This is a genomic window from Pseudomonas sp. LBUM1673, assembly GCF_059695645.1.
This window is the reverse complement of sequence record NZ_CP166780.1, coordinates 4,027,826-4,053,794: the sequence shown is the minus strand read 5'-3', so window position 1 is coordinate 4,053,794 and position 25,969 is coordinate 4,027,826. Positions and strand designations below refer to the sequence as shown.

General features: G+C 59.9%; 21 protein-coding genes. 6 read left to right on the top strand and 15 right to left on the bottom strand.

Annotation, left to right across the window (positions count from 1 at the left end):
- Window positions 1-21 precede the first annotated feature (21 nt).
- The 13 genes from ACA044_RS18625 to ACA044_RS18565 are packed head-to-tail and all read right to left on the bottom strand — an operon-like array spanning window position 22 to window position 15,258.
- A complete protein-coding gene (locus ACA044_RS18625) occupies window positions 22-1,941 on the bottom strand; it encodes a hypothetical protein (protein WP_497442708.1) in 1,920 nt (639 codons plus the stop codon).
- Window positions 1,938-3,242, bottom strand: a complete 1,305-nt coding sequence (locus tag ACA044_RS18620; protein WP_497442707.1) for a lipopolysaccharide biosynthesis protein — start codon at window positions 3,240-3,242, stop codon at window positions 1,938-1,940. Before ACA044_RS18620 ends, ACA044_RS18625 begins: the two co-directional genes overlap by 4 nt.
- Entirely contained in the window at window positions 3,239-4,240 is a 1,002-nt protein-coding gene (locus ACA044_RS18615; protein ID WP_497442706.1) for a polysaccharide deacetylase family protein, read from the bottom strand. The genes ACA044_RS18620 and ACA044_RS18615 overlap by 4 nt, the downstream gene beginning before the upstream one ends.
- A 12-nt stretch (window positions 4,241-4,252) precedes the next feature.
- Window positions 4,253-5,389: a glycosyltransferase gene (locus tag ACA044_RS18610; protein ID WP_497442705.1), complete on the bottom strand. Its 1,137-nt coding sequence runs from the start codon at window positions 5,387-5,389 to the stop codon at window positions 4,253-4,255.
- Entirely contained in the window at window positions 5,382-6,350 is a 969-nt protein-coding gene (locus tag ACA044_RS18605; RefSeq protein ID WP_497442704.1) for a glycosyltransferase family 2 protein, read from the bottom strand. The genes ACA044_RS18610 and ACA044_RS18605 overlap by 8 nt, the downstream gene beginning before the upstream one ends.
- Window positions 6,347-7,714: an O-antigen ligase family protein gene (locus ACA044_RS18600; RefSeq protein ID WP_497442703.1), complete on the bottom strand. Its 1,368-nt coding sequence runs from the start codon at window positions 7,712-7,714 to the stop codon at window positions 6,347-6,349. The genes ACA044_RS18605 and ACA044_RS18600 overlap by 4 nt, the downstream gene beginning before the upstream one ends.
- Window positions 7,711-8,766 (bottom strand): glycosyltransferase family 4 protein, encoded by a 1,056-nt coding sequence (locus tag ACA044_RS18595; protein WP_497447262.1) that lies wholly within the window; start codon window positions 8,764-8,766, stop codon window positions 7,711-7,713. Before ACA044_RS18595 ends, ACA044_RS18600 begins: the two co-directional genes overlap by 4 nt.
- Before the next feature lie 32 nt (window positions 8,767-8,798).
- Window positions 8,799-10,394 (bottom strand): GumC family protein, encoded by a 1,596-nt coding sequence (locus tag ACA044_RS18590; RefSeq protein ID WP_497442702.1) that lies wholly within the window; start codon window positions 10,392-10,394, stop codon window positions 8,799-8,801.
- 17 nt (window positions 10,395-10,411) lie between these two features.
- Window positions 10,412-11,437: a polysaccharide biosynthesis/export family protein gene (locus ACA044_RS18585; protein ID WP_497442701.1), complete on the bottom strand. Its 1,026-nt coding sequence runs from the start codon at window positions 11,435-11,437 to the stop codon at window positions 10,412-10,414.
- 25 nt (window positions 11,438-11,462) lie between these two features.
- A complete protein-coding gene (locus ACA044_RS18580; protein ID WP_497442700.1) occupies window positions 11,463-12,107 on the bottom strand; it encodes a CpsD/CapB family tyrosine-protein kinase in 645 nt (214 codons plus the stop codon).
- Window positions 12,108-12,854, bottom strand: a complete 747-nt coding sequence (locus ACA044_RS18575) for a sugar transferase (protein WP_497442699.1) — start codon at window positions 12,852-12,854, stop codon at window positions 12,108-12,110.
- A complete protein-coding gene (locus tag ACA044_RS18570) occupies window positions 12,851-13,909 on the bottom strand; it encodes an NAD-dependent epimerase (RefSeq protein WP_497442698.1) in 1,059 nt (352 codons plus the stop codon). The genes ACA044_RS18575 and ACA044_RS18570 overlap by 4 nt, the downstream gene beginning before the upstream one ends.
- On the bottom strand, window positions 13,906-15,258 hold the full coding sequence (locus ACA044_RS18565; protein ID WP_497442697.1) for a UDP-glucose dehydrogenase family protein: 1,353 nt from the start codon (window positions 15,256-15,258) through the stop codon (window positions 13,906-13,908). Before ACA044_RS18565 ends, ACA044_RS18570 begins: the two co-directional genes overlap by 4 nt.
- Window positions 15,259-15,648: 390 nt before the next feature.
- On the opposite strand from ACA044_RS18565, the gene ACA044_RS18560 reads away from it, so the two are divergent.
- The 6 genes from ACA044_RS18560 to ACA044_RS18535 all read left to right on the top strand — a co-directional run bounded on the left by ACA044_RS18560 (window position 15,649) and on the right by ACA044_RS18535 (window position 22,218).
- Entirely contained in the window at window positions 15,649-17,346 is a 1,698-nt protein-coding gene (locus ACA044_RS18560; RefSeq protein WP_497447261.1) for a sulfatase-like hydrolase/transferase, read from the top strand.
- 181 nt (window positions 17,347-17,527) lie between these two features.
- Complete coding sequence (locus tag ACA044_RS18555; protein WP_497442696.1) at window positions 17,528-18,196, top strand: ABC transporter ATP-binding protein; 669 nt, start codon at window positions 17,528-17,530, stop codon at window positions 18,194-18,196.
- Window position 18,197: 1 nt separating this feature from the next.
- Window positions 18,198-20,669, top strand: coding sequence for an ABC transporter permease (locus tag ACA044_RS18550; protein WP_497447260.1), 2,472 nt, complete (start codon window positions 18,198-18,200; stop codon window positions 20,667-20,669).
- Window positions 20,659-21,729, top strand: coding sequence for a lipocalin-like domain-containing protein (locus ACA044_RS18545; RefSeq protein WP_497442695.1), 1,071 nt, complete (start codon window positions 20,659-20,661; stop codon window positions 21,727-21,729). The genes ACA044_RS18550 and ACA044_RS18545 overlap by 11 nt, the downstream gene beginning before the upstream one ends.
- Window positions 21,730-21,791: 62 nt before the next feature.
- The gene (locus ACA044_RS18540; RefSeq protein WP_497442694.1) at window positions 21,792-22,034 is read left to right on the top strand and encodes a hypothetical protein; all 243 of its coding nucleotides are present in this window, start codon (window positions 21,792-21,794) and stop codon (window positions 22,032-22,034) included.
- Between the two features lie 10 nt (window positions 22,035-22,044).
- Window positions 22,045-22,218 carry a hypothetical protein gene (locus tag ACA044_RS18535; RefSeq protein WP_497442693.1) on the top strand — a complete coding sequence of 58 codons (174 nt, stop codon included), beginning with the start codon at window positions 22,045-22,047 and terminating at the stop codon, window positions 22,216-22,218.
- A 627-nt stretch (window positions 22,219-22,845) separates the two neighbouring features.
- Here ACA044_RS18535 and ACA044_RS18530 read toward each other — a convergent pair.
- Entirely contained in the window at window positions 22,846-24,786 is a 1,941-nt protein-coding gene (locus tag ACA044_RS18530) for an ATP-binding protein (protein WP_497442692.1), read from the bottom strand.
- Between the two features lie 511 nt (window positions 24,787-25,297).
- Entirely contained in the window at window positions 25,298-25,816 is a 519-nt protein-coding gene (locus ACA044_RS18525) for an Hcp family type VI secretion system effector (RefSeq protein WP_497442691.1), read from the bottom strand.
- Between the last annotated feature and the right edge of the window lie 153 nt (window positions 25,817-25,969).

Sequence of the window (25,969 nt, the reverse complement as noted above, 5' to 3'; positions counted from 1 at the left end):
TGCCGCATAAATCATGGACGTTCATGAGGCGCTCCAGCTCAGGGCGAACAGGGTTTCGCCCGGCAGGTCGAAGCTGACGCGGCCCTCGTGACAGTTGAACTGAGCGCTGCGGCTGCGGCTATCGGCACCGAAATATACAAGCGCTCCCTTGGCGAGCGGGCATGTCGCCCCGACCAGATCGACACGCTGCAAGCGCATGCCCTTATTGACCCCCAGCAAACTGCGTTGGCGCTCGGTGGCCATGGCCAGTACATCGACTTCGAAGGCGTCGTTGTCCAGGCGCATCACGTTTTTCAGCCAATGCTGCTGGATGAATTGCTGGGCCAGGCCCACCGGCTTGAGTTCGAAACGATCGCCGCCAAGCACCCGCACCATGCCTTTGGGGTAGGTCGGTTCGTCGGCGGCCTGAAACCAGTTAAGCATGTCCAGCAACCCATCCTGCGCCGAGTTGATGACCACCGAAGTCCACCACAGCGAGGCGTAATGGGTTTCCTGATCGTAGGGGCTCAGGCTTGAGCCGCTGGACAGGTTGGTCTGGTCCAGCAGCAAGGCCTTGCGTGGCCGGCCCTTGGCATCGAGGCCCACCAGTTCGGCGGCACGGCGCACGCTGTCGCGATAAACCCGGGTCGCCAGCAGGTCGCGAATCATCCATTCGTGCCAGGCGAGGGCGTCGATCTGCTCGCCGGATTCGGCCAACAGGCGCCGTGCCCAGTCGATACCGCGCTTGTCGACGGCGTTGTCGGCGAACGGACCGTTGACGAAGCGCGAAGTGGCCGGCATGGCGATGCGCACACCAGCCTTGGCGTTGGCCGGGTCGCTGCGCACTTGCCGGGCCATGCTGTTGAAGATCGCCTGGTAGTCGGCGTAGCTCGGGTAATTGAGGTTCGGCTCGTCGGCGAAAGCGATGTAGTGAGTACCGTTGCCGCCGAGGGCGCGAGTGGCGGCGAGCCAGGCGTCGAGGCCGGCGTTGCTCAGGGTGTCGGCCCGCAGATCGGCCTGGCGTTGGCTGCCGGCCAGCAGCGTGATGTCCTGGGTGATGCCGAAGCGGTTCTGATAGAGCTGGCGGAACGCATCTTCGTGGTGCGGATTTTGCGCGGTGACGTCGACGAAACTGTAATAGGTGCCCGCCTGGGGCTTGAGGGCATCGAGCACCGCGAAACTGGATTGAGGCGGCAGCACGTAGGGCAAGTAAATGCCCAGGTTCGGGGTTGGGCCGAGCATCTCTGCATGCAGGGTCAAGCGGGTCTGGCCATCGTCCTCGCGCAGCGGTTTGAGTTGCTGTGGGTTCTGGGCGAACAGGTTCGCCGTGCCATCGAGCCAGAACGCAACTTTGCCGCTGCCTTGCAGGCGCAGGCGCCAGACTTGTTCGTCCTGAGTGACGGGTAATGCCACATGATCGAATTGCCAATAGCCGCGATAGGGTTTCAGTGCCAGGGACACTTGTTTGTTATCGCCCACACGCTGGGCCAGCAGGGCGCTGACACCCCCGTGAAACTTGCCGGCCAGCACCGCGTGTTCCCCCGGTGCTACCTTGAAGTACAGCTCATCGCCGCCGCGGGTTTCGGCGCTGAAATGCACCTTGGCCGGGGCGAACAACGCCAGGGTGCGTTCGTCATGTTCGACCGTGTAGCGGCGGAAACTGTAGCCCGGAATTTCCAGTCGATAACTGGCGGCACTCGGTGCCAATGGCCAGCTCTGCTTGCCTCGGGTTTCGCTGGCGGCGATCAGGCGTTCGCCCTTCAGGTTGCCATTGCCGTCGAGCAGGTACAGGTGTTCTTCGTTGGCATCGGCCTGCCACGCCGCAACCCAGCGAACGGTCAGCGTGTCGGGGCGGTCTGCTTGCAGGTACAGGCTGCCGTCGCGAATATCGGCCCAGCGCATGGGCGCCGCCTGGGCGCTCAAACCGAGGCTCAGGCTCAACAGCAGCATGAGGCGTTTCATGCCGATTTCCGTTGCAGCATTTGAAGCATCGGTGCCACATCGCTGGGCAGGATGATCAGGGTTTGCCAGGCCGGTACGCCGCTTAACCGGCAGTACATCACCAGCAACGCGAGGGTGACTGCCAGGTAGGCGATGGACGATGCCGTTGCGGCGCCGACGATGCCATAAATCGGGATCAGCAACAGGTTCAGGGCCAGGTTCAGCAACGCGCCGAGGCCCATCAACAGCGAAATCGTGCCAGGGCGATTTTTGCCCAGCAAGTCCAGGCGCAGGATGCTCGCATAGCAAAGACCGAACAGCCCCGGCAGCAGCGCCAGCAACGCCGGGTAAGCCGGCTGGTACGCAATGCCGAACAGCGTGACGATCAGCCATTCACCGATCACCGCCATGGTCAGGCAGCCGCCGAGCATCACCGTAGCGGTCAGGCGCAGGGCCAACGGTGTCAGGCGATCCATGCCTTCGTCCTGTTGCAGCAGGCGTTTCATCAGCGGCGTGGTCACCGCTTCCGGCACGATCAGCAGCAACTCGGCAGCAGCGCTGGCCATGGCGTAATGACCCAACGCGGTGCTGCCGAGCAGGGCGCCGATGAACAGGTAATCGGAGCGCAAAATCACTTGCTGGAACAGCAGGTCTGGATGGCTGCGGGCGCTGTAGCGCAACAGTTCATTCTGGCTGGCGCGGTCCCATTGCAATTTCAAGGGTTGAGCGCGTTTGAGCCAGAACCAACCCGCCAGCACCACCAGGCTGATGCCGGCCAGCCAACTGATCAGCGCCGCTTCCAGCGCGGCGTCTTTCCACATCCAGAACAAGGCCAGAAACAGCAGCAGTGGTGCCAGGGATTCCACCAGCCGCAAGGCATTGAACGCCCCCACGCCGCCCGACGCATTGTGCAGGGTCAGCAGGCCGCTCTTGAGCACGGTCAGCGGCACCGCCAGCAGCAACAGCCAGGCGAGCAATCCCAGTTGCGTGGTGACGTCGAGTTCGCTGCCGAACTCGCGCACCAGCGCCACCACCAGCAACGTCAGCAAACCCGCCAGCAGACAACCGAACACCAGCACCTGGCTCAGCAACAGTCCCATGGGCCGTTGCTTGGCCGCCTGATAACCCACCGCCGAATTCAGCCCGCCGCTGGTGGCGGCGCTGATCAAGTCGGGCAGGGTACTGAGCAGCGCAAACAGACCACGCTCGCTGGGCCCCAGAATCCGCGCCAGCAACACGTTGCGCAGCAGCCGCAAGGCGATCATCGCCAGTTTGGTGCCCATGCTCAGGGCCAGGTGTTTGAGGTAGTGGCTGCGACTCATGGCCGGGCTCCGCGGTAGATGCGCCAGGACAGCAACTCCGGATTGCGCGCCGTGCGATGGCTGATGCCGATACGCGGCAAGGCCAATGGATCGTTCAGGCCACGATAAATCCCGGCGACGGTGCCCAGGGCAAACGGGAAGTCATGGGCGGCCACGTGTTCGCGCACCCGCGCGTCATGGTTGCCATTGGGGTAGCAGTAGACCGGCAGTGGCCGGTTGCAACCGTTCAGCAGGGCATTGCGGCTGCGGCTCAGTTCCTCATCCAGGCGTTGATCGTCAAGGCCGGTGAGAATCGCGTGGCTGGCGCCATGGGGGCCGAAGCGGATCAACCCGCTGGCTTCCAGCGCGCGTACCTGATGCCAGTCCAGCGCCTGGGGCAACGACTCCTCCGGGCATTGATCGGTGAGCCGGTTCAGTTCGCCCGGGGGCAGGGTTTTCAGACTTTGCAAAAAATGCAAAAGCGCCAGGCTACGGCGCTGCACATCCAGATCATCGAGCAGCACCGGTAGCGGTCGCCCAAGCTGTTGCAGGTACTCAATCAAATGCGTCCGGGCTTTTTCACCGTGGCTGTGCCACAGGGTTTCCCCCAGGCTTTCCCACCAGAAGCGTTGCCGGCTGCCAATGAAATCGGTGGAGAGAAAAATGCTCGCCGGCACCTGATACTTCTTTAGCAACGGGAAAGCGTTCAGCGCGTTGTCGCGCCAGCCGTCGTCGAAGGTCAGCGCGACTTTTGGCCGTTCGGATCTGACGGAGCCGGGTTGCAAGATATCCATCAGCGGCACGCAGTCGAAGTGTTTTTTCAACCAGAGCAGCAGATGTGCAAAGGCCTTCGGCCCGACGCACAGTTCATTGCGATGGGGCAGGTCGGCGGCGCGGTCATTGGCCAGCACCCGGTGCAGCATCAGGATCACCCCGGCACCGTGCAATTGGTGACGGCCTACGGGCGAGTTGAGATAAAGCCAGCCACTGGTGCGTTTTAATAATTGTTTGATCGCCATGGCACGGTCCTTTCAACGATTTTGCTCGGGGTTCCATTGCGCGTACCGCTGGCCGCGCAAGAACTGCCACAGACCGATACTCATCCCGGCAAGGGTCACCAGAACAAACGCGGCGAGGCGAAAGGGTTTGGGCAAACGGTGTTGCACATCCAGCAGACCGACGATGGCCATCGCGTAACCGAGCAGTTGCGCGATCAGGCTCAGGCGATAGAGGTCGTGTACATTCCACAGCCAGAAATTGCTCAGCAGCAACGGCAGCAACAGGATCGGTGCCAGGCGTCGAATCAGCTTGTGGCTGATCAGCGCAATCGCATACAGGCCATACTTCCAAGGGTTCAGCAGCTCCCGGCGCTGGGCCAGGCTTTGCAGACCGCCGACGGTGACGCGCTGGCGACGGCGCCATTGCTTGGCAATTTCGTCGACGCCCTGGTCGCTCACTTGTGCTTCGGGCACATAGACGATGCGTTTGAACGCCACTGGCGCGCAGGTGCTGATAAAGAAGTCGTCATTGACCTCCGCCGGCACGTGCTGGAACAACTCGCGGCGCAGGGCGAGCAGGGCGCCGTCGGCGGAGACCATGCAGCCGGTGCGATTTTCCACCTTGCGCAACCAGCCTTCGTAATGCCGATAAAGGCTGTCGCCCAGGCTCAGGCCCTTGCCCGGCACCGGGATCAACATGTGCCCGGCGCAGGCCCCGACCTCTGGATCGGCCAGGGGCGCGAGCAACTGGCCGAGGGTGTCGGTCGACCATTGGTTGTCGGCATCGGTGAACACCAGAATCTCGCCCGTGCTCAGGGCGACCCCGGCATTCAAGGTGGCCGCCTTGCCCTGACGGGGCAGGTCGAGCACGCTGATGCGCGGGTCGATGACCTTGTGGGCGCAGGCCACGGTGTCGTCGGTGGAGCCGTCACTGGCCAGAATGATTTGCAGCGAGCGCGCCTGATAATCCTGGGCGAGCAGGATGCGCAGCTTGTCTTCGATATGCCGGGCCTCGTTGTGCGCGGCGATGATGATGCTGACGTTCATCGGTTCTGCTGGCGCATGACGCCGCGCGGGAAACAATGGCGCGAGCAGCGTCAGCAGCAGCGGGTAGCCGAGCCAGGTATACACCGGCAGCAACAGGCACAACCAGAAAATGAATTCAGCCACGGGCCGGCCTCCTGGCATTCCAATGACAAAGGCTCAAAATGAGCGCAGCACCGGCCAGGTGCAGACGCACCCAGTGCAGGCCCCAGAGTTGCAGCATCAGGCGAAGGTCATGGTGTATCAGGCTTTGCCGCAGGCTCTGGGCGAGCGCTGGCAGGCTGGTGACGAACAGCATCAATAGCGCCAGTGGGGGGGAACCGTTGAGCAGGGCGGATAGCGCCATGAAATCCAACACCCAGGCGATGATCGACAGCATCGGGAAACGCAGTAAACGCAGATTCATGCCGTGGCTGCGCAGTAATTGCAGGTGACTGCCCTGACGCCAGAACTCCTTGCCCATCCATTCGCGCCAACTGCTCTCGTAACCCCAATGCAGGGCAACGCTCTGGTTGACGGACAGCAGGCGTGCGCCAGAGTGGGAAAGGCGCATGGTGAAATCTTTGTCTTCGCCGGTGCGCAGGTTTTCGTTGAAGCCGCCGACCTTGTCGAACCATGGACGACGCATCAACAGGTTGGAACTGGGCAGCCATCGCACTGTTTTCACCGATTCATCGTTCGGACGCAACGTGCGGCGTTGCCAGGCATTGGCATACCACGGGGCTTCGGCCGGGGTGTGCAGGTCCAGTCCCAGGACGTCGACCTGAACCACGGGCTGGATGCTCAACAACAGCGTGAGCCAGTCCTCGGGCATTTCGATGTCGGCATCGATGAAGGCCAGCCATTCGCCTGTGGCAACGGCGGCGCCGCGATTACGCAGCGCGCCGATCAGCAGCCCCGGCAGAACCAGCACCTGCGCGCCCATCTGCCGCGCAATGTGCGGCCCTTGATCCCTGGAACCGTTGTCGGCCACGATCAACTCGCATTCCAGCCCTGCGGCATTGGCGGCGCGTTGTGCAGCGAGCAGGGTCCGGGCGATGTGTCGGGCTTCGTTGTACATCGGAATGACGAGGCTGATGCGGCTCATGCCTTGGCCTCCGTCGGCGAATGTTCTTCTGCCTTGAGGCGCAACACGCAGGTCAGGGCGAGCATGATCCACAGGTATTTGTGATTCGGTGCACTGAGGAACATCAAAAACAACATCAGCGACAGATAGCTCATGCCCAGGTGAGTGATCAGGTCGGCCTGTTCCCAGTTGCGTCGCAGCAACCAGGCGTGTCGGGCGCGGACCAGGTTGTACATCCCGAGGCCCAGCATGCCGACGAACAACAGCCCGGCGGGAATCCCCACTTCGCTGAAGATTTCCAGGTAAGTATTGTGAGCACGGCGGTACAGGTCACCCGGCTTGCGGTTGGCGGAAAACGCCTTGGCGTACCCGGTGGTGGCGTACTGCAGCGGGAAGGTGCCGGGGCCGGAACCGAGTAACGGGTGCTCACTAATGACCTGGCTGCCGACCACAAGGTATGACGCGCGACGGCCAAGGGATTCGTCCTGGCTCTTGGCACCGGCCTTCAAGATGCTCAAGGACTGGATACGCGCGACGTAACCGGCCGGCATCGAATAAATGGCCAGCGGAATCACGAGCACCAGACCGAGCATGGCAAAACCCAGGTGGCGTGGACGGATGCGTGGCAGCTGGGCGCGGTAGTGCCAGGCGCCGATCATCAAGCTGAGGAACAGCACCACCAGCCCGGAACGGGATTCGGTCTTGGTCATGCCGCCCAGCAGCAAAATGCAGCAGCCGCCCCAGAACAATCGGTGCAACAGGTTCGGGCCACGGATCACCAGCAGCAGGCCTAACGGCACGGCGAAGGCGATCAGCAGGGCAAACGAGTTCGGGTCTTCCAGCAACCCGGCAGCGCGCCCCTGGTCCTGATACTTGATGGAAAACATGGCCAGCACGCAGGTCGCGCTGACGCTGAGGGTCACCAGCCGGGCGAACAGATCGAGGTTCAGCTCACGGCCGATCAGCAAGGTAATCACAAACAGAATCAGGCCGACAGACAGCTCCCGCAGATGACTCTGGGACATGTCCAGGTTGTCGGTATTGATCATGCTCAACAAGTACAACACCATGAACCAGATCAGGTAGCGCCAGATGTTGCTGCGCAGGCGTTCGGACGGAATCTGGTGAATGGCCAGTTGCAACATCAGGATCAGTGCCAGTGACGCCCCGATGAACTTGGTGCCCGACAGCGCATTGCCCTTGAAGAAACCTTCGAAGGGCACCAGCGCCGCGATGCCCAATAAACCCCAGGCGGGTTTTCGGTAGAGCACACCGACAGCCACCACGCCCAGCACGGCGCCCGGCGCCAGATACGGGTAAGGGCTGGCCAGCAAACCAAGGCAGACCAGGGCGAGCAGACTGACGATCGAGAGCGGAAAGATCACGCGCGTGCCTCCCGTGCAGTACGGATATAAAGCTGCGACCAGCGTTCGGCCAAAGCCTTCAGGTCGTAACGGTCCAGTTGCGTACGTTTTGCGTTGTCGATCAGTTTGCGAGCCAGTGCCGGCTCACTCCGCAGCGTATCGATCTGCCGGGCGAGGGCGGCGCTGTCGGTGGGTGTCGCCAGCAGGCCGTTGTCCCGGTCCTCCAGCACATCGGGAATCCCACCGACGCTGAACGCCACCACTGGCACCCCGGCCTGCATCGCCTCCAGCAAAATCATCGGCGTGCCCTCGGTGCGCGAGCTGATCACCAGCGCATCGAGTTGCTGCCACCACCGGTTCATGTCGGTCTGATAGCCCGGCAAGGTGATGCGTTTGTGCAAGCCGGCAGCGGCAATCCGCGCCAGCAGGGTTTCCCGTTCGGGGCCGTCGCCGAGCATCACGGCGTCCAGTTGCGGGTGTTGCTGACAGAGCGGAATCAGGGCATCGAGAAACAGGTCCGGGCCTTTTTCATCGCTCAGCCGACCGACGTAGCCCGCCAGCCAGCGCGGGTGTCTGGCATTGTGGGGCAGCAGGCCGCTGGCTTTGGGCAGACCATTGGGAATCACTTGCAGTTTCTCCATCCGGACACTGGCCTTGCGGTGCAGCACGGCGATGCTTTCGGCCACGCAAACCACGCGATGCACCGAGGCTGTGCGGCACAGTTGCAGGCTCAGCCAGCCGTAGAAGCGTTGCTTGCGACTGCGCGGGGTGAAACCGTGTTGAGTAATCACCAACGGCAAATCCAGCAACGTCGCGCCCATCCAGCCAAACAACAAACCTTTGAAATTGTGCGTGTTGATCAGCGGCTGTTCAGCCCGCCGCTGACGTAAATGACGCAGCAATTCCCTCAATCCCGCACAGCCGCGGCAGTCGACCCCGGCTCCGCGAAATCGCGCGATCAGCGCTGGCGGCGCATCGAGAAACAGCACTTGGTGCTGCCCCGGCGTCGCCAGGCAATGGTCCAGCAGCATCCGCTCAGCCCCATAGAAGCCGCCGCTGCTGATCAAATGCATGATCGGCAGAGCGCTGGCGCTGAGCGGCCCGTTCAATGGCGCACCCAATGCATGAAGCTAGGCACGGTCCAGTTCTTGTGCGGGTTGTTCGGCAGGACGTCTTGCTCGTTAATCACCAACAGCACTGGCAAGCCCAGTTCATGGGTAATTTGCGCTGGGTGTTTGAAGCGGTGATCGAAGAACTCACGCACGTAGACGAAGGCAATCGCCAGCAGCAGACCGGTCAGCATCCCGAACGGAATGATCAGTATCGGTTTGGGAAACGCTGCGTCGGTCGGTTCGTACGGCGGGCTGAGTACCCGGGCGTTGGACATATCGTTGTCCAGCAAACCGGCGGAGCTGCTTTCGGCAAAGCGTTGGGCGTAGGTGGAGAACGCCGCGTGCAAGGCAGTGATCTCGGTGCCCATCTGCTGCAACTTGCTTTGAGCCACTTGCAACTGATGGATGCGGTCCTTGAACTCGGCGATGCGCGCGGTTTTCTGCTTGATCACCGAGGTGACAATCGCCAGGTCATTGGTCCGCTCCTGAATCCGGTTGCTGACGATTTTCAGGAACTGCTGACGGGTGCGGGAAATCTGCTCGCGGGTCAACAGCATCGGTTCACTGCCCGGCTGGAAGATCGCCAGGTCGTTCATGTAGCGGCTGACCTGAGTCGTCAGTTGCTCACCGAGCTGTCTGATCTCCCGGTCTTCGAACGCAATGTTGTCCACCGTGGTGGTGAAGGTGTAGGGAAAGGTGTAATCGCTGAGCCGGGACGTATTGGTGGCTGACGTCAGGGCGGTTTTCAGGTAGTCGAGCCAGCGCTGGCTTTGCAACAGGCGATCCTGATACAGGTTCAGGGCCTGTTCCTCAGTGTTGATGGCGTTGAGGCGGAAGGTGATTTCTTCCTTCGGATCGGAAGAACCCACCCCTTCGAGCAACGTCAGTCGAGTGCCTTCCAGGCCATCGAGACGCACCTGATATTGCTTCTTCTTGGTTTCGTAGAAGCTCTGCGGCAGTTCGATCGATTGCAGTTCCTGACGGTTGGCCAGGTAATTTTGCAGCAGCGCCGCGACAAACCGGGTGCCCTGAGCGGGATCGCCAAAGCTGTAGACAATGGAGATTACGTTGGAACCCGGCAGGGTTTCGATTTTCAGGTTTTCGGTGGCCTGCTGGGTGAAGACATCCAGGTCGGTATCGCGCACGGGATCGGTGTCAAGCCCGAACGCATCGCGCACCGGATTGACCACGTATTCACGCAAGGGGGTGGTCACAAAACGTTTGATCGGTTCGGTCACCAGTTTGCTGAAGATCCCGGGGTTGGGCGCGTACTCGCCTTTATCCCGCAGGTCGCTGATGGTCTGACGGATCAGGGCCGGCGAACGCAGGATATTGCTCTCGGTTTCCATGTCTGCCAGTGAGGGCGGAATGAATGAGGCATCACCTTGGGTCAGGGATGTGGTGGCGTCTCCCTGGGAGAGTTTTTTGGACTGCACGATCACCTGCGCGGTGATGTCGAAGCTCTGTTTGAGCATCAGCGGCAAGATCAGGGCGATCACTGCAAAGACCAGGAAGACTCGCTTCACCAACTTTTTGTTGGCGAAGAAGATCCTGAAGAACTCATGCAGGTAGTTTTCCTTTGGGTTCATGGTCGGTCACCTGAGCGTTAGTTATCACTGCCTTTGTTGTCGACGCGGTAGCCGAAGCTGAAGCCGACCCCCTGAAATAACACCACGTCCGCCAATTGCCGTGCGAGCTCACCGGCGCTGGCCAGTTTGGTCTTGGGCACGTAGAGCATGTCGTCAGGTTGCAGGTAGGCGATCTGCGACGCGTCACCGGACAAGGCTTTTTCCACGTCGTAGTGCACGGCCTGCACCTGGTTGCCGGTGCGGCGCATGATCACCACCGAATCGAGTCGTGCCTTGACGCTCGTGCCACGGGCCAGGGTCAACGCTTCGAGTACCGAGACCGGCCGGCGAATCGGGTAGGAGCCCGGTTGCGCGACTTCACCCAGCACATAGATTTCGTTGCCCGACGTGGACTTGAGCATGACGTCGACCCTCATCCGCCCCGGCAGTTGCGCGTAACGTTGATTGAGGAAAGTTTCCAGTTGGTTGACCGTCATGCCTTGCAGCGGTACGGAGCCTATTTCCGGGAAACTCGCATAGCCGTCGTTGCCCACGGTGATCTCCCGGGTCATACCGGTACCGGGCTGGCTCAGGGTGGTTTTGAGGTTCTGCTCACTGCTCAGCGGGCTGGTGACCAGCACAGTCACTTGGTTGCGATTGGGCTGGAACAGGGATTTGCGCTCATAGGTGCGCTGGATCTCCTGCCGCGCTTCGACAGCCGTCAGCCCGGCGATTTTTACCGCGGTATTGGCCCCCGGCAGTTCGATGGTGCCGTCGGGCAGCACCAGTTGAGTGCCGTTGAGCTGGCTGGCCGCGGTGAAGTTCAGGGCGACCTGGTCACCCGACTGAATGCGGTAAGCGCCCGAGCCACTGGTGGTGCTGATGTGGAAGATCACATCCAGCACGTCCTTGGGCCGCAGGGTCTGTTCGACCCTCGGCATGTCGGTGGCCTGGGCATTGGCCGGCTCGGCCGTGAGAATTTGCACCGGCATATGCTGGGTTTCACTGGTGCTGGAGCAACCTGCAAGCGGCAGCAACAGCAGGACAAGCATTTTGGCGTTCATGGCGTCATCCTTTTCTGCGGTTTGCTTACAGGTTTTTGTAAAGCCATTTGGGCATGTAGTACTTGCGCCGGTTGAAGACGCTGCCCACCAGTTTTGCGCCGGCCTGGGTCAGGCGCTGGACCGCGGCCTGGGCCACTTCCCAACGCGTGTCTTCGGCGCGCACCACCATGATCACGCCGTCCACCAAGGTGCTGATGACCAAGGTGTCGGCGGCCGAATACACCGCGTCGCCGTCAATCACCACAAAGCGATAGCGACTGCCCAGTTGCTTGAGCAACGGGCGCAGCTGTTCGGACGTCAGGTGCTCGGCGCCGCGGATGTGCCGCCCGTTCGGCAGGATGTGGAAGGGCAGGCTGGAGATATTCACCAAGCAGTCCTGCAGCAGCGGCGGGGAGGCGTTGAACAGCAGGTCGCGAAAGCCGCGCTCTTTGATCAGCCCCAGCTGTTGCGTGAGGTTGCTCTCCGACTGGCTGGCGTCCACCAGCAGCACTTGGCCGCTGCTCATTGACGCCAGTTGGCTGGCCAGCGCCAGGGCGCTGGTGGTGGTGCCGGCGCCGGTGTTGGCGGCGGTCAGAAAGAGGATCCGCAGATCCAGGTCGAGCACGGTCGAGGTCAGGTTGGACTCGCTCGGGCTGGCAATGGTCAGGCTTTTGTTCGATGAACCGTCCATTTAACTTGCTCCGTGGCCGCTGAATACTTTGAAAGGTGTTTTCAACAGGATCTTCAGATCAAGCAAAAGGCTCTGCTCGGCGATATAGCTGAGGTCCAACTCAACGCGCTGGTCGAAGTCGATATTGCTGCGCCCGGATATCTGCCACAGGCCAGTCATGCCGGGGTAGATGCTCAGGCGAGCAAGGTGGTTGTCCTTGTAGCGATAAGCGTTGAACGAGGTCGGTCGCGGACCTACCAAACGCATGTCACCGGTGATCACATTGATCAGGTTCGGCAACTCATCGAGGCTACTGCGCCGCAAAAAGCCGCCGATAGGAGTGATCCGCGGGTCGTTGTCGATCTTGAAGTCGATGGCGTCGGCGCCGTGCTTGTTCAGGTACCGCAGGGACTCCTTGAGCTCCTCGGCATTGGCCACCATGGTGCGGAACTTGTACATGCCGAACAGGCGGCCGCGGTAGCCGGTGCGTTTTTGCACGAACATTACCGGCCCCGGGCTGCTGAACTTGATCACCAGTGCCAGGCCCAGCAGCACAGGGGAGATCAGCAGCAGAATCACCAGCGCGCCGAGGCATGCAACCACCCGGTTGGTTCGCGACAGGGTCCAGGGCCGACCGCCATCGCGACCGGTCAGCCAGCCGCGACCCTGCATGTGGATCGCCGTGTCCAGGCGCATTCGGTGTTCGGGGTCCAGGCGTTTGTCGCGCTGCATGTGATTGAGCAACACGCCTTTTTCATGTCCAGTCATAGAAGCCTCCGCTGAAGCCCGGACGCGAGTGGCGAGTGGGCGTTGCGCAGTGGGTAGTAGTCACGGAACCAGGCGATGAATCGTCCGAGTCCTTCATCCAGCTCGATCCGTGGCTGGAAACCGGTGGCCTGGGCCAGATCGCTGGCATCGGCGCAGGTGTTGAGCACGTCGCCCGGTTGCAGGGGCAGCAACTCGACGAGGGCTTTTTGTCCGAGGTGTTTTTCCAGCAGCGCCAGGTAGTCCTTGAGCTCCACTGGCTGTTGTCCGCCAATGTTGTAAATGCGCCATGGCGCCATGCTGCTGGCCGGGTCCGGTTGTTCGCGGTTCCAGTCCGGTGCCGCTTGGGGGGCGCGCTCGATCAGACGGGCGATGCTCTCGATGATGTCGTCGATGTAGGTGAAATCACGCTGGTGCTGGCCGTAGTTGAACAGCTTCAGCGGCTGACCTTCGGCAATCGCCCGGGCGAACTGGATCGGCGACATGTCTGGCCGACCCCAGGGTCCGTACACGGTGAAAAAACGCAGACCGGTACAGGGAATGCCGAACAGATGGCTGTAGCTGTGGGCCATCAACTCATTGGCTTTTTTGGTCGCGGCGTACAGCGACAACGGATGGTCGACGCAGTCCTTGACCGAGTAAGGCGTGTGCTGGTTGGCGCCATACACCGAACTGGACGAGGCGTAGATCAAGTGCTTGACCGGGTGGTGGCGGCAGCTTTCGAGGATGTTCAGGAACCCGCTCAGATTGCTGTCGAGGTAGGCCCGGGGATTCTCCAGGGAGTAACGCACTCCGGCCTGAGCCGCGAGGTGAATCACTACCTCCGGTTGCTCACGAACAAACAGAGCGTCGAGGGCCGTGGCGTCGGCCACATCGACTTTCGAAAGCGGGAAATCACCGACTTGCCCACGTACCCAATCCACGCGGTCGTGTTTGAGTTGCGGGTCGTAGAAGTCGTTGAAGTTATCCAGGCCACACACCTGATGCCCGTCGCGCAATAGCCGCAACACGCAATGGGCACCAATGAAACCGGCCGCTCCAGTGACGAGTATTTTCATGGCCGTGGCGCCTCGGGAGCGTAGTGCCGAAGCCCGATGCCGCTGTAGTGCAAACCGGCCGCCGCCACATGTTCCGGGTTGTAGAGGTTGCGCCCGTCGACGATCACCCGCGCGCGCAGTTTGCTGGCCAGCAGGTCGAAATCGACCACACGGAAATTTTTCCACTCAGTGCAGATCACCAGCGCGTCGGCATCTTCCAGGGTGTCGTCGCGGGTGGCGCACAGGTGCAGCTCATTGCGATAGCCGTAAATGCGCCGGCATTCGGACATGGCTTCCGGATCGTAAGCCTGCACGCTCGCGCCTTCGGCCCATAGCGCCTCCATCAGGTAACGGCTGGGGGCTTCGCGCATATCATCGGTGTTGGGCTTGAACGCAAGGCCCCAGATCGCGATGGATTTACCGGCCAGCCCTTGCGGGAATCGCGCCTGCAGTTTGCTGAACAGAATGTGCCGCTGGCTGTCGTTCACCTCGGTGACGCTACGCAGCAGACGCAATGGCATGCCATTGTGTTCGGCGGTGTGCAGCAGGGCACGCAAATCCTTGGGGAAGCACGAGCCACCGAAGCCGCAGCCGGGGTAGATAAAGTGGTAACCGATGCGCGGGTCCGAGCCGATGCCTTTGCGCACCGCTTCGATGTCGGCCCCCAGCAGCTCGGTGAGGTTAGCCAGTTCGTTCATGAAGCTGATGCGGGTGGCGAGCATCGCGTTGGCCGCGTACTTGGTCAGCTCGGCACTGCGGTTGTCCATGAACATGAGCTTTTCACGGTTGCGGCAGAACGGTGCATAGAGTTCGCTCAACTGGTTGCGCGCCTCATCGTCATTGGTGCCGACGATGATCCGGTCCGGGCGCATGCAATCGGCCAGGGCGCTGCCTTCCTTGAGAAACTCGGGGTTGGACACCACTCGCACGTTCAACGCCTCTTTGCCACGACGTTGCAGTTCTTCGTTGGCGGCGCTCGCCACCTTGTCCGCGGTGCCGACCGGCACGGTGGACTTGATGATCAGGGTGCGATCGGCCTCCATGAAACTGGCGATCTGGCGGGCTACATTCAGTACATGGCTGAGGTCGGCGGAACCGTCTTCATCGGCGGGAGTACCCACCGCGATGAAAATCAGCTCGGCATGCTCGACCGCGTCGCTGGCCTGAGTGGAGAAGAGCAGGCGACCGGCCTTGATGTTGTCTTCCAGTGTGCTGGACAGTCCCGGTTCGCTGATCGGGGGCACGGCTTGCTGCAGTTGTTTGATCTTGTTGGGGTCGATATCGACGCACAACACCCGATGTCCGACATCAGCCAATGCTGCAGCTTGAATCAGGCCGACGTAGCCCGTACCAAATACGCTCACGTCCATATTGGCGTGCCTCGTAAGACGGTGGATGTAACTGAAATGAGACTGTCAAAAGGGGTATAGCCCAGCCGTGGGAAAGCGTGTCAGCAAAATGACGGGTAACTCGACCTGGAAAACCCCTATTTCATGGGCTATTTGACATCAAGTGCTTGCCACTGCTGGATTTGCCGCGGTTTTGAGGGGTTGGTGAGGATTTGAAGAAAGCGATAAACGGTCGTAAGGCTTGAAACACAAGGGTTACAGACGTTTGAGTGTGTCAGATTTGAGGCAACGTTTTTTTGACGCTTTAGGAAAAAAACCGGCATTTCTTGCGCTTCGAAGGCCCGGTGCTAGTGTCAGAAAATGGCCGACAATCTATTGGCCAACGTTGTTCGCGGAGTGACTCCAACTGCCATGATCCGATACCTCAAGGAACTGTTGCTGGTTCTGTATTTACTCAAAAACTACGACGACTACCTTGATCGCCTCACTGCACTGGGCATCGGTTTCCCGATGCTGCTGTATGGCGCGATGTTCGTGGCACTGACGGTGGCGCTGTTCATGACCGCGTACATCCGTCAGACGCTGATCCGTCATCTGTTCGCGTTGGCGATGTTTGGCTCGGCGGTGTTCTTCGACGTCTATACGCAAGTGACTGCCGGTTACATGACCTACAGCAGTTTTGTGTCGCTGGTGTATTCCGGTGGGTTCATTCAAGAGGCGGCGTTCCAGTACCGCGATGCAATCATCAGCGGGACGGTCAGTGGTTTGTTGCTACTGTTCGGTATCGGGCTCAAGCCGCGTCGACGGCTGCCATTGCCGGGGGCGCTGTTGGTGGCGTCGCCAGTGCTCGGGGTGCTACTGCTCAGTGCGGTGCTGTTCGTGCGCTCTGGCGAAGGTGCCCGTGGCTTGCCGATCATGTACACGCCGTTGGCCTATTTGAATCTGTTTACCTATGAAGCGCTGCACAACACCGTCGGCCCGCGTGAACCGGTGAGCCTGACGCGCATCGATCAGCCGGTGGGGCACGACATTGTGCTGATCATCGACGAGAGCATTTCCGGCAACTACCTGGACATCAACACGCCGTTCGGTGTGCACAGCAACCTCAAGGAACCGCGCCCGGGCGTGGACATTTTCAATTACGGCTACGCGGCGTCCATCGCCAATTGCAGCGCCGACACCAATGTCACCCTGCGCTATGGCGGTACCCGCGGCGACTACATGCGGATCAACAGCACGCTGCCGTCGATCTGGCAGTACGCCAAAAAGGCCGGGCTGCGCACCGTTTACATCGATGCCCAGCGCACCGGCGGCAACTTGCAGAACCTGATGGATGCGGCCGAGAAAAAGGACATCGACGAGTTCGTGCAATTCGACCGGACCAGCGTGCGTGACCGTGATATGGCGGCGGCCGCCAAGCTGATCGAGTTGGTCAACGACGGCAAGCCGGAACTGGTGGTGATCAACAAGGTCGGCGCGCATTTCCCGGTGCATGACAAGTACCCGGACGCGTTTATGGCTTACCGTCCGACGTTGCCGCGGGGGCAGTTTGTCGAGGTGGCGGACACGGGCAAACGCGACGGTTTCAACGGTCAGCCGGATGATTGGTTGCTGTACCGCAACGCCTACAAAAATACTGTGCTGTGGAATGTCGGCGAGTTTTTCGCGCGGGTTTTCGCCCAGGCGGATTTGAGCCATGCGCTGCTGATTTACACCTCGGATCACGGGCAGGATCTGCACGAGCGTGGTAACCCGGGGCTCAATACTCACTGCGGTGGTGATCCGGTGGAGGAGGAGGGGTTGGTGCCCCTGGTGGTGATTTCGGGCAGCGGTTTGAAGGCCCTGGACTGGCAGGCGCAGTTGCCGGCCAACAAGGATCGCTCCAGTCACTACAACATCTTCCCGACGTTGCTGCAGTTGATGGGTTATGACCTGGCGGGGGTTGAGGCGGTGTATGGCAAACCGTTGAGTGTGCTGACGGGGGACGATTTCACGTTTAACTATCGGTTCAATGCGCGGCTCGGCGCTGTGCCGGCGTGGAAGTACATCGATTTGAACAGCATCGTCACGCCGGGGCAGGTGGTGCCGAGTGTGGCGGTGGGGCAGTGAGTTTTTGAGCGATTGAGCGGGCCTCTTCGCGGGCAAGCCTCGCTCCTACGGATCTATGTCGTGCGCAATATCGTACCTGTAGGAGCGAGGCTTGCCCGCGAAGGCGTCAGACCGTTCAACCCAAGATTATCGGGTGTACTCTTCTATCCTTGCCCCTCGCTCATCAAAAGAGTTCCCCCTCATGCTTCACGTCCAGGGCGTCTTCAAAAGCTACGCCACCCCCCAAGGCCCATTGCCCGTGCTGCAAGGCGTCGACCTCACTTTGAAACCCGGCAGCAGCCTGGCGCTGATGGGCGAGTCGGGCAGTGGCAAGAGCACCTTGCTGCACCTGATCGCCGGGCTGGACAAGGTCGATCGCGGCAGCATCCGCAGCGGCGAACACCGGCTGGAACAAATGAGCGAAGGCCAATTGGCGAATTGGCGGCGGACTGAAATCGGCTTGGTGTTCCAGCAGTTCAACCTGATCGGCAGCTTGCGGGTCGAGGACAATCTGGCATTTCAGGCGCGTCTGGCCGGGCGCCACGATCCGCGTTGGCAGGCGCATCTGGTGCAACGTCTCGGGTTGGGAGATCTACTGCGGCGCTATCCAGAACAGTTGTCCGGCGGGCAACAGCAACGGGTTGCGTTGGGCCGTGCTCTGGCATCGCAACCGAAACTGCTGTTGGCCGACGAGCCGACCGGCAGCCTCGATGAAGCCACCAGCGATGAGGTGTTGAAGTTGTTGCTGGAGCTGCTCGACGACAGCCCGACGACTTTGTTGATGGTCACTCACAGCCCAAGAGTCGCCGCGCGACTAGCGGACAAAGTGGTGCTGCACGGTGGCCGTCTGGCTGGCGCGGACGAGCGCTGAGGTGCGGATTTTTCGCGAGACGCTGCGGGCGCTGCTCAGCCATTGGCGACAGCACCCGGTGCAATTTTTCAGCGTGCTGACCGGGCTCTGGCTCGCCACCAGCCTGCTGACCGGCGTGCAAGCGCTGAACAGCCAGGCGCGAGAAAGCTACGCCCGGGCCAGTCAGTTGATCGGCGGCGAACCGCAAGCCAGCCTCCGTGCGCCCGGCGGTGGGGTGTTCGCTCAGCAATTGTTTGTTGACCTGCGTCGTGCGGGTTGGCCGGTTTCACCTGTGTTGCGAGGCCGAGTGATGCTCAAGGGCCATGAAGACCAGAGCTTACAGTTGATGGGCATTGAGCCGGTGTCATTGCCCACCGGTTCCGCAGTGGCCGGGCGGTCGTTGGCGATCGAGCAGGTTGTCGAGTTTTTCACCCCGCCGGGCAGCACCTGGATTTCGCCGCAGACCTTGCAGGCGTTGGGCTTGCACGAAGGTGAAACACCGGTGGCCCAGAGCGGCATCACCTTGCCGCCGCTGCGTGTCCAGACCGACATGGCGCCCGGTGTGTTGCTGGTGGACATCGGCTTCGCCCAGCAGATTCTGCAGTTGCCCGATCAATTGTCGCGCCTGCTGCTGCCCAAGGATTTCACCGCGACCCTGCCTGATGAGTTAAAGGGCCAACTCCAGTTCAAAAGCAGCGGCGAAGAAAACAATCTCGCGCGCCTGACCGAGAGCTTCCACCTGAACCTCGATGCCTTGGGCTTTCTGTCGTTCGTGGTCGGTCTGTTCATCGTTCACGCAGCGATCGGCCTGGCGCTGGAGCAACGCCGAGGCTTGCTCAGAACCCTGCGCGCCTGTGGCGTGAGCGCGCGTATGTTGATTGCCTGTCTCGCCGTCGAGCTGGGGGGGCTGGCGCTGATCGGTGGCCTTGCTGGCGTCGTCAGCGGCTACCTGCTGGCCGGCGTGCTGTTGCCGGACGTGGCCGCCAGTTTGCGCGGCTTATACGGTGCCGAAGTGCCGGGGCAGTTGAATCTCAGTCTGCTGTGGTGGTTCAGCGGTATCGGCCTGAGTCTGCTCGGCGTTTTGCTGGCCGGCGCCAACAGTTTGCTGCGGGCGGCGCGTTTGCCGTTGCTGGCGCTGGCCAATCCGCAAGCCTGGCATCAGGCCCATGCGCGTTGGTTGCGACGCCAGGGTTGGGTCGCGGTGATAGCTGCGGTGATCGCCTTGTTGACGTTGATCCTGGGCGACAGCCTGACCAGCGGCTTCGTGCTGATGGCCGCGTTGTTGATCGGCGCCGCACTGGCCTTGCCGGTGGTGCTCAACACTCTGCTCAACCTGGTGCTTCAGCGAAGTCGTTCCGTGCTCGGCCAATGGTTTCTCGCTGACTGCCGACAACAGCTGCCGGCCCTGAGCCTGGCCTTGATGGCGCTGTTGTTGGCGCTGGCGGCGAACATCGGCGCCGGCAGCATGACCGCTGGTTTCCGTCAGACATTCAGCAACTGGCTTGAACAACGCCTGACCGCCGAGCTGTACCTCAGTCCGCAAAATCCCGCCCAGGCCCGAGAGCTGCACACTTGGCTCAAACAGCAACCCCAAGTCACGGCGGTGCTGCCGAACTGGCAGGTGTCGATTCAGTTGCAGGGCTGGCCGGCGGACGTCTTTGGCGTGATCGACCACCCGACCTATCGTCAGCACTGGCCGCTGCTGGAAGCCTTGGGCGACAACCCTTGGGAGCGACTGGCCAAGGACGACGCGCTGATGCTCAGCGAACAACTGGCCCGGCGGTTGAAGGTGCAGCTCGGTGATCACCTGACGATTCCCACGCCCAACGGCCCATGGTCGCCGCGGATCGTCGGGATCTACGCCGACTACGGCAATCCCAAAGGCCACTTGCTGGTCAACATCAATCACCTGCTGCGCGGCTGGCCGCAGCTGACGCCCAACCGTTTCAACCTGCGCATCGACCCGGCATCGATCCCCGGGTTGCTGACCGCGCTGCAAGCCCGCTTCGCCCTGGAAGACAGCCGCATCGTCGATCAGGCCCGGCTTAAGGGCTGGTCCACGCAAGTGTTCGAGCGCACCTTTGCCGCCACCGCCGCGCTCAACAGCCTGACCCTTTGCGTCGCAGGCGTGGCGTTGTTCATCAGCTTGCTGACCCAGAGTCAGAGCCGCCTCGGACAACTCGCGCCACTGTGGGCGTTGGGCGTGACGCGGCGGCAGCTGATGCTGCTGAACCTCGGGCAAACCTGGTTGCTGGCGACTTTGACGCTGGTGCTGGCATTACCGTTGGGCATCGCGTTGGCGTGGTGCCTGGACACGGTGGTCAACGTTCAGGCCTTCGGCTGGCGCTTGCCGCTACGGGTGTTTCCACTGCAACTGTTGCAGTTGATGGGCCTGGCGTTACTCGCCACGTTGCTGGCGTCGGCGTGGCCGTTGTACTCGCTGTATCGCACGCAACCGGCGGATCTGCTGAGGACGTTTGCTCATGAAGATTAAGGTCGGCATGTTGTTACTGGCGCTGCTGAGCGGATGCGACAACGCGCCTGCGCCGGAAAAGGGCTTCGCCGGCCTGGGCCATCAGGCCGCTGCATTTACCCCGGTGGTGCCCGGACGAGTGTTCAGCTTCCCGGCGGACCACGGCCCCCACGATGGCTTTCGCATTGAATGGTGGTACGTCACCGCCAACCTCAAGGACGATCAGGGCCAAGAGTTCGGCGCGCAATGGACACTGTTTCGCAGCGCCTTGAAAGCGACGCCCGAGCAACCTGGCTGGGGCAATCCGACCATTTGGCTGGGCCATGCGGCCGTGACTTCCGCCACTATTCACCACGCCGCCGAACGCTACGCCCGAGGTGGCGTCGGCCAGGCTGGAGTGAGCCTGGCGCCGTTCAAGGCATGGATCGACGATTGGCATTTCGGCAGTCAGGCCACCGATGAAAACCCGCTGGCGGACCTGCAACTCAGCGCTCGCGACAAGGCTTTCAGCTACCAGCTTCGATTGACCTCAAACCGGCCGTTGGTGCTTCAGGGAGACAAAGGCTTCAGCCAGAAATCCGAACAAGGCCAGGCGTCGTACTACTACAGTCAGCCGTTTTTCCAAGCCAGCGGTACCCTGGAAATCGACGGTAAAACCTACACGGTCAGCGGCCCGGCCTGGCTCGACCGCGAGTGGAGCAGCCAACCCCTGACCGCCAACCAGACCGGCTGGGACTGGTTCTCCCTGCACCTGGACAGCGGCGAACAGGTCATGCTCTACCGCATGCGCCAAAAGGACGGTGCGCCATACCTCACCGGCACCTGGATCGACGCTCAAGGGCAGACGCAATTACTGCACGCCGACGACATCATCCTTACACCCCAAGACACCGCCAACGTGGCCGGGCGTTCGATGCCCGTGCGCTGGTCGATCAAAATCCCCGACAAACAACTCGATATCACTATCGACGCTCTCAACCCCAAGGCCTGGATGGACTTGCGCATTCCCTATTGGGAAGGGCCGGTGCGGCTGCGCGGCAGTCATGGGGGGCAGGGGTATCTGGAAATGACCGGGTATTGACCCGGAACTCTCGACACCACGCCGTTTTCCTACGTAATGAAGCCCATTCACGGGAGCCCGTCATGAGCGACGACCTCAAACCGCCCGACCTTGCCGCCTGGCAGCGGCTGTTCGACGACAAAGCCTACTGGCAGCGATCTCCCGACGCGCATTACAGCGAATTGCTGCGCATCGCCGACGATTTGCTGGGGCAGGGCGCCATAGACCTCGATCAATGGCAGATCCTCAAAACCAAGGCCGATCAATCCCACAAATACTCGCCCGCCGTGAACGTCGCCCATGAAGTCGACGATCCCGAAGCCTGAGGAAAACCCCATGAATCCCAAACCGACCACCCCTTCGGAAAACCCCGACGAACCCCGGCCACCAGGCGAAGTCGAGCGCGACAACGACGCCCTGCGCCCCACCGACCCAACCCGGCGCAAGGAAAGCGGCAAGGGCACAGACAGCGGAGAATCCACCGCACAAGAAACGGCGGACACTCCCTGAGCAGCGTCTATGCAGGTGAAAATGAAAGATCTGAACGTAGAACAGGGCGTTGTGGTGATCGATACCGATAGGTTGGAAGTCACCAGCCAGCATCCAAGCTGATCATTAGTTGTACGTATTGATTGTTCTTGTACAAATAGTGGTACAAGAACAATCAGTTTTGATGGTCGAACTGGTGAGTTCAAGAAATTTGTATCCGATTTTTAACAAAGACTTACGAAATATTACGTGCATAAATTTCATGTTTATACCGAGGACATATCGGCCAAATTCTATTAAAATCCTTCCCGTTCGCCCGGTGTCAGGGCTCTTTACCGGTGCATGGATTGCCAGGCCATTACACTGGGCGAACACCTCCTCTGGAACGCAATGGTTAAAAGTTTCGGACATAAAAAATGGGCGACCTTGAAGTCGCCCATTTTTATTGGCTGGCTTAAAGCTGCACCCCGCAACCGCCACCCGACCACATCCAGCCAATCGCAGCCGTCACGCAACGGGATGGCCAACACCCGCGTGAACGCTTGCAACAGTTCCGTATCACACACCAAGCGTCCCGCCCAGGGAATGGAGTTGATCCAGGGCAGGCTACGTTTACGCCACCAACAGAACAGCTTTGGCGTGCTCGGCTTAAAGAGAGATCGGGCTCTCCTGTTTCCGTGATGGTGTTTGTGCCCTGAGTCCATTGCGACTTGAAGTTGCATCCACTACCGCAGTGCTGGCCTGGAGCTGCTGCCGGTAATTGGCCGCACGTTGAAGCACTCGGGTCAAGGCCTGAAAGTTTGCCGGTTTGGTTAAAATATCATTGGCACCGGCAGCCCTGAAACGATCAATCTCACTCGCAAATGCGCTTGCGGTGAAAGCAACGATGTAGCATCTATCGCCAAGTGGTAGTTCGCGGATGTGATGGATGGCCTCTAGCCCATTCATAACAGGCATATTGATATCCATCAAAATGATAGCTGGAGTCGAAGTCATATACGCATTGACCGCCTCCAGGCCATTTGACGCAAGGGCGGGTGTATAACCCAACTCCTGTAACATCGCCATGGCAACTTTCTGACTCACGGGATGATTCTCTACCAAGAGGATATCAAGCGGGTAATCCCTGGCAAAAGATGAGTCGAAACCAACGAATACATGATCGTTCCCGATGGGTAGTTCCGAGGCTGAAAAAAGCTCCATGGGGAGTGAGAAAGAGAACGTCGATCCGACGCCAGGCTGACTGGTGAAGGATAAAGTCCCCTGTTGCGCCTCGACCAGAGTTTTGCAGATCGAAAGACCGAGTCCACTCCCGGTAAAGCGTTGACTGGCTGGCCCTTTGAACTGAACAAAGGGTTTGAATAGACTGCCTTGCCGTTCCATGGGGATACCTATGCCGGTATCGCGTATGGAGAAGTCGAGTCGGGCTCGAGGGCCGTAACCCCTGGTCGTGACCACGAGCGATACTGTTCCGGCTTCGGTGAATTTGACCGCATTGCCCAGCAAGTTGATCAATATCTGGCGAAGGCAATCGGTGTCGGTTTTGACCAGGAAAGGTACGTCCGGTGAAACCTGGGCCTCAAGGACTATTGGTTTGTCCTGGATGTTTTGCCGGATCATTTCAATACTGGATGAAACCAGGGCTCTCACTTCGAACACACGAGGCTTCAATTCAAGTTTGCCTGCTTCGATTTTTGCAAGGTCGAGAATGTTATCGATAAGAGACAGCAAAGTTTGTCCGCTCGTATGAATCGTATTTAGCAGACTGCTTTGCTCGGGATTCAGCGCGGACCCCGCCAGCAACTCTGTCGCGCCGATGACGCCATACATGGGTGTGCGGATTTCATGACTCATGGTAGCCAGAAATCTGGTTTTTGAACGATCAGCGTCCTCGGCGGCATTTTTTGCCTGATTCAATACCTGTTCGTTTATTTGCAATTGTTGGAGATGAGCACGCATGTGTAAATTGATCACGAACAATAGACTGAAGGCGAGAAATACCAGAATGGCAAGGATGATATGGTGCAGGGAATCCTGATTAAGTTGGTTGTGATAGTCCGCCAACGTCATCTCCGCACCCACAATATAAACCGTACCGTCTTGCGATTTTAATGGGACAAAGACGGCGCGAAAGTCTCCCCAATGATCCGAATAATCTATCCAGGTGGGTTCGGTGCGCTCGAAATTTTCGAGCAACGCCTGACTGGCATCCGGATAGGGATCGAAAAAGCGTACGAAATTCTTGTCCAGAATCTCTTTTTTAGAGGCGCTGGAGCTGACTAGATAAGCCTCGCCCGCGCGTTTGACCACGCTGTAGACAAAGGCAGTCCCCATGGACTCGTTGAACCCGGAGAGTCGCTGAATGGCAGCCCAATCTTCTGCTTCGGATTTGGACTGTTTGTCGATCAGATTGTCATGGTAGCGATCGCCGAGGATGGCCGAAGCACCCAACGCGGCATGCAGCAGCTTGCTATTGATATTTTCAGTGAGTATTTGTTGAGTCTCGGCGTAGAGATAGTAGATATAGCCACTGACACCTACGATGTAAACCAAGAGCAAAACCCATATTTTTAGTCTGAGTTTGAACATCACAGCCTCCATACTGCATGCCCAAGCATAGTTTGAACACTGACTGAAAACCATTGTTTTGTTGTTTTGCTCTTTCCGGGTGATGACGGCGCTTATATTGAGAAGGAAACAAGTCGTGTGTTTACCGACGCTGCTGATGTTTTTAACGGGGGAAGGATTAGTTGACCGAATAGCCAGTTTTTGGTCTTTCAGTGTTCGCGATAGTGAGTCAGTGTCTGGCGCAAGTGCAGCAGAAGCCTCGCGGGGGCGTAATGCTGTTCACTTGAGCAATTTCAGCCGCGACGCATTTTTTGTAGCAGCTGGCGAAGCCTGCGTTCGGCTGCCATGGTGTACCTGACGCACCGCAATGACTGATTCTACGACTGCTTCGCAGCCGAACGCAGGCTTCGCCAGCTGCTACAGATCGCATCACGGCTTAAGTGAACAGCATTACGCGGGGGCTGAAATTCTTGAAGGGCACAAACAACATCGGCCAGCAGAGCTGGCCGATGCTTGAAACGGTCGGCCAGATTTAGCCAGCGACCGGGGAACGCCAGTCATCGGAACCAGAAGTGCCGGATACTTCGTGGGTCCAGGTGATTTTGCGGTAGGTGAAGTGCACGTCTTCCAGGTGGGTGAAGTGCGAGTTCGACGGGTCCTGACAGTTGTGCATGTAGTCCTTGATGTTGACGATGATCGCGTCTTCAAGTGTGGTGGTGTAGTAGTGCTCCTGGGTGCCTTGAGCCGAGGTGCGGTACCACTTGATTTCGATAGTGGTTATGCGCTCGCCCGACGTCAGGGCCGCCAGCAGCAGCGGGGAGGCCTTGTCGAACACTTTGGTGATGACAACTGGCTTGTGAACGCGCTGACCGGTTGGCTGGCCGGACTGCGGGTCACGCGGGATGATCACTTCGTGGCTGAAGCCCTGAACCATGACCTGGTCTTCATGACCTTCCTGGTAGGTGTTGCCAACGGAGTCGGCGGTGAAGGCGCCGGCAGTGATCAGGCCATGTTTCTCGCCAGTAACGGACATATACGCGGGTGTAGCCATGGATGCTCTCCTTGCTAAATAAGAGTGAGGGTGCCCGGGAGGCGGTATCGCCCGGTGGGTGCCTGACTGTTATCAATGTCCGTGCCATAGGCGATTAAAACTATATAAATCAGTCGGTTGAGATTATTTTCCAAGCACCGAAAGGTTTTCCGG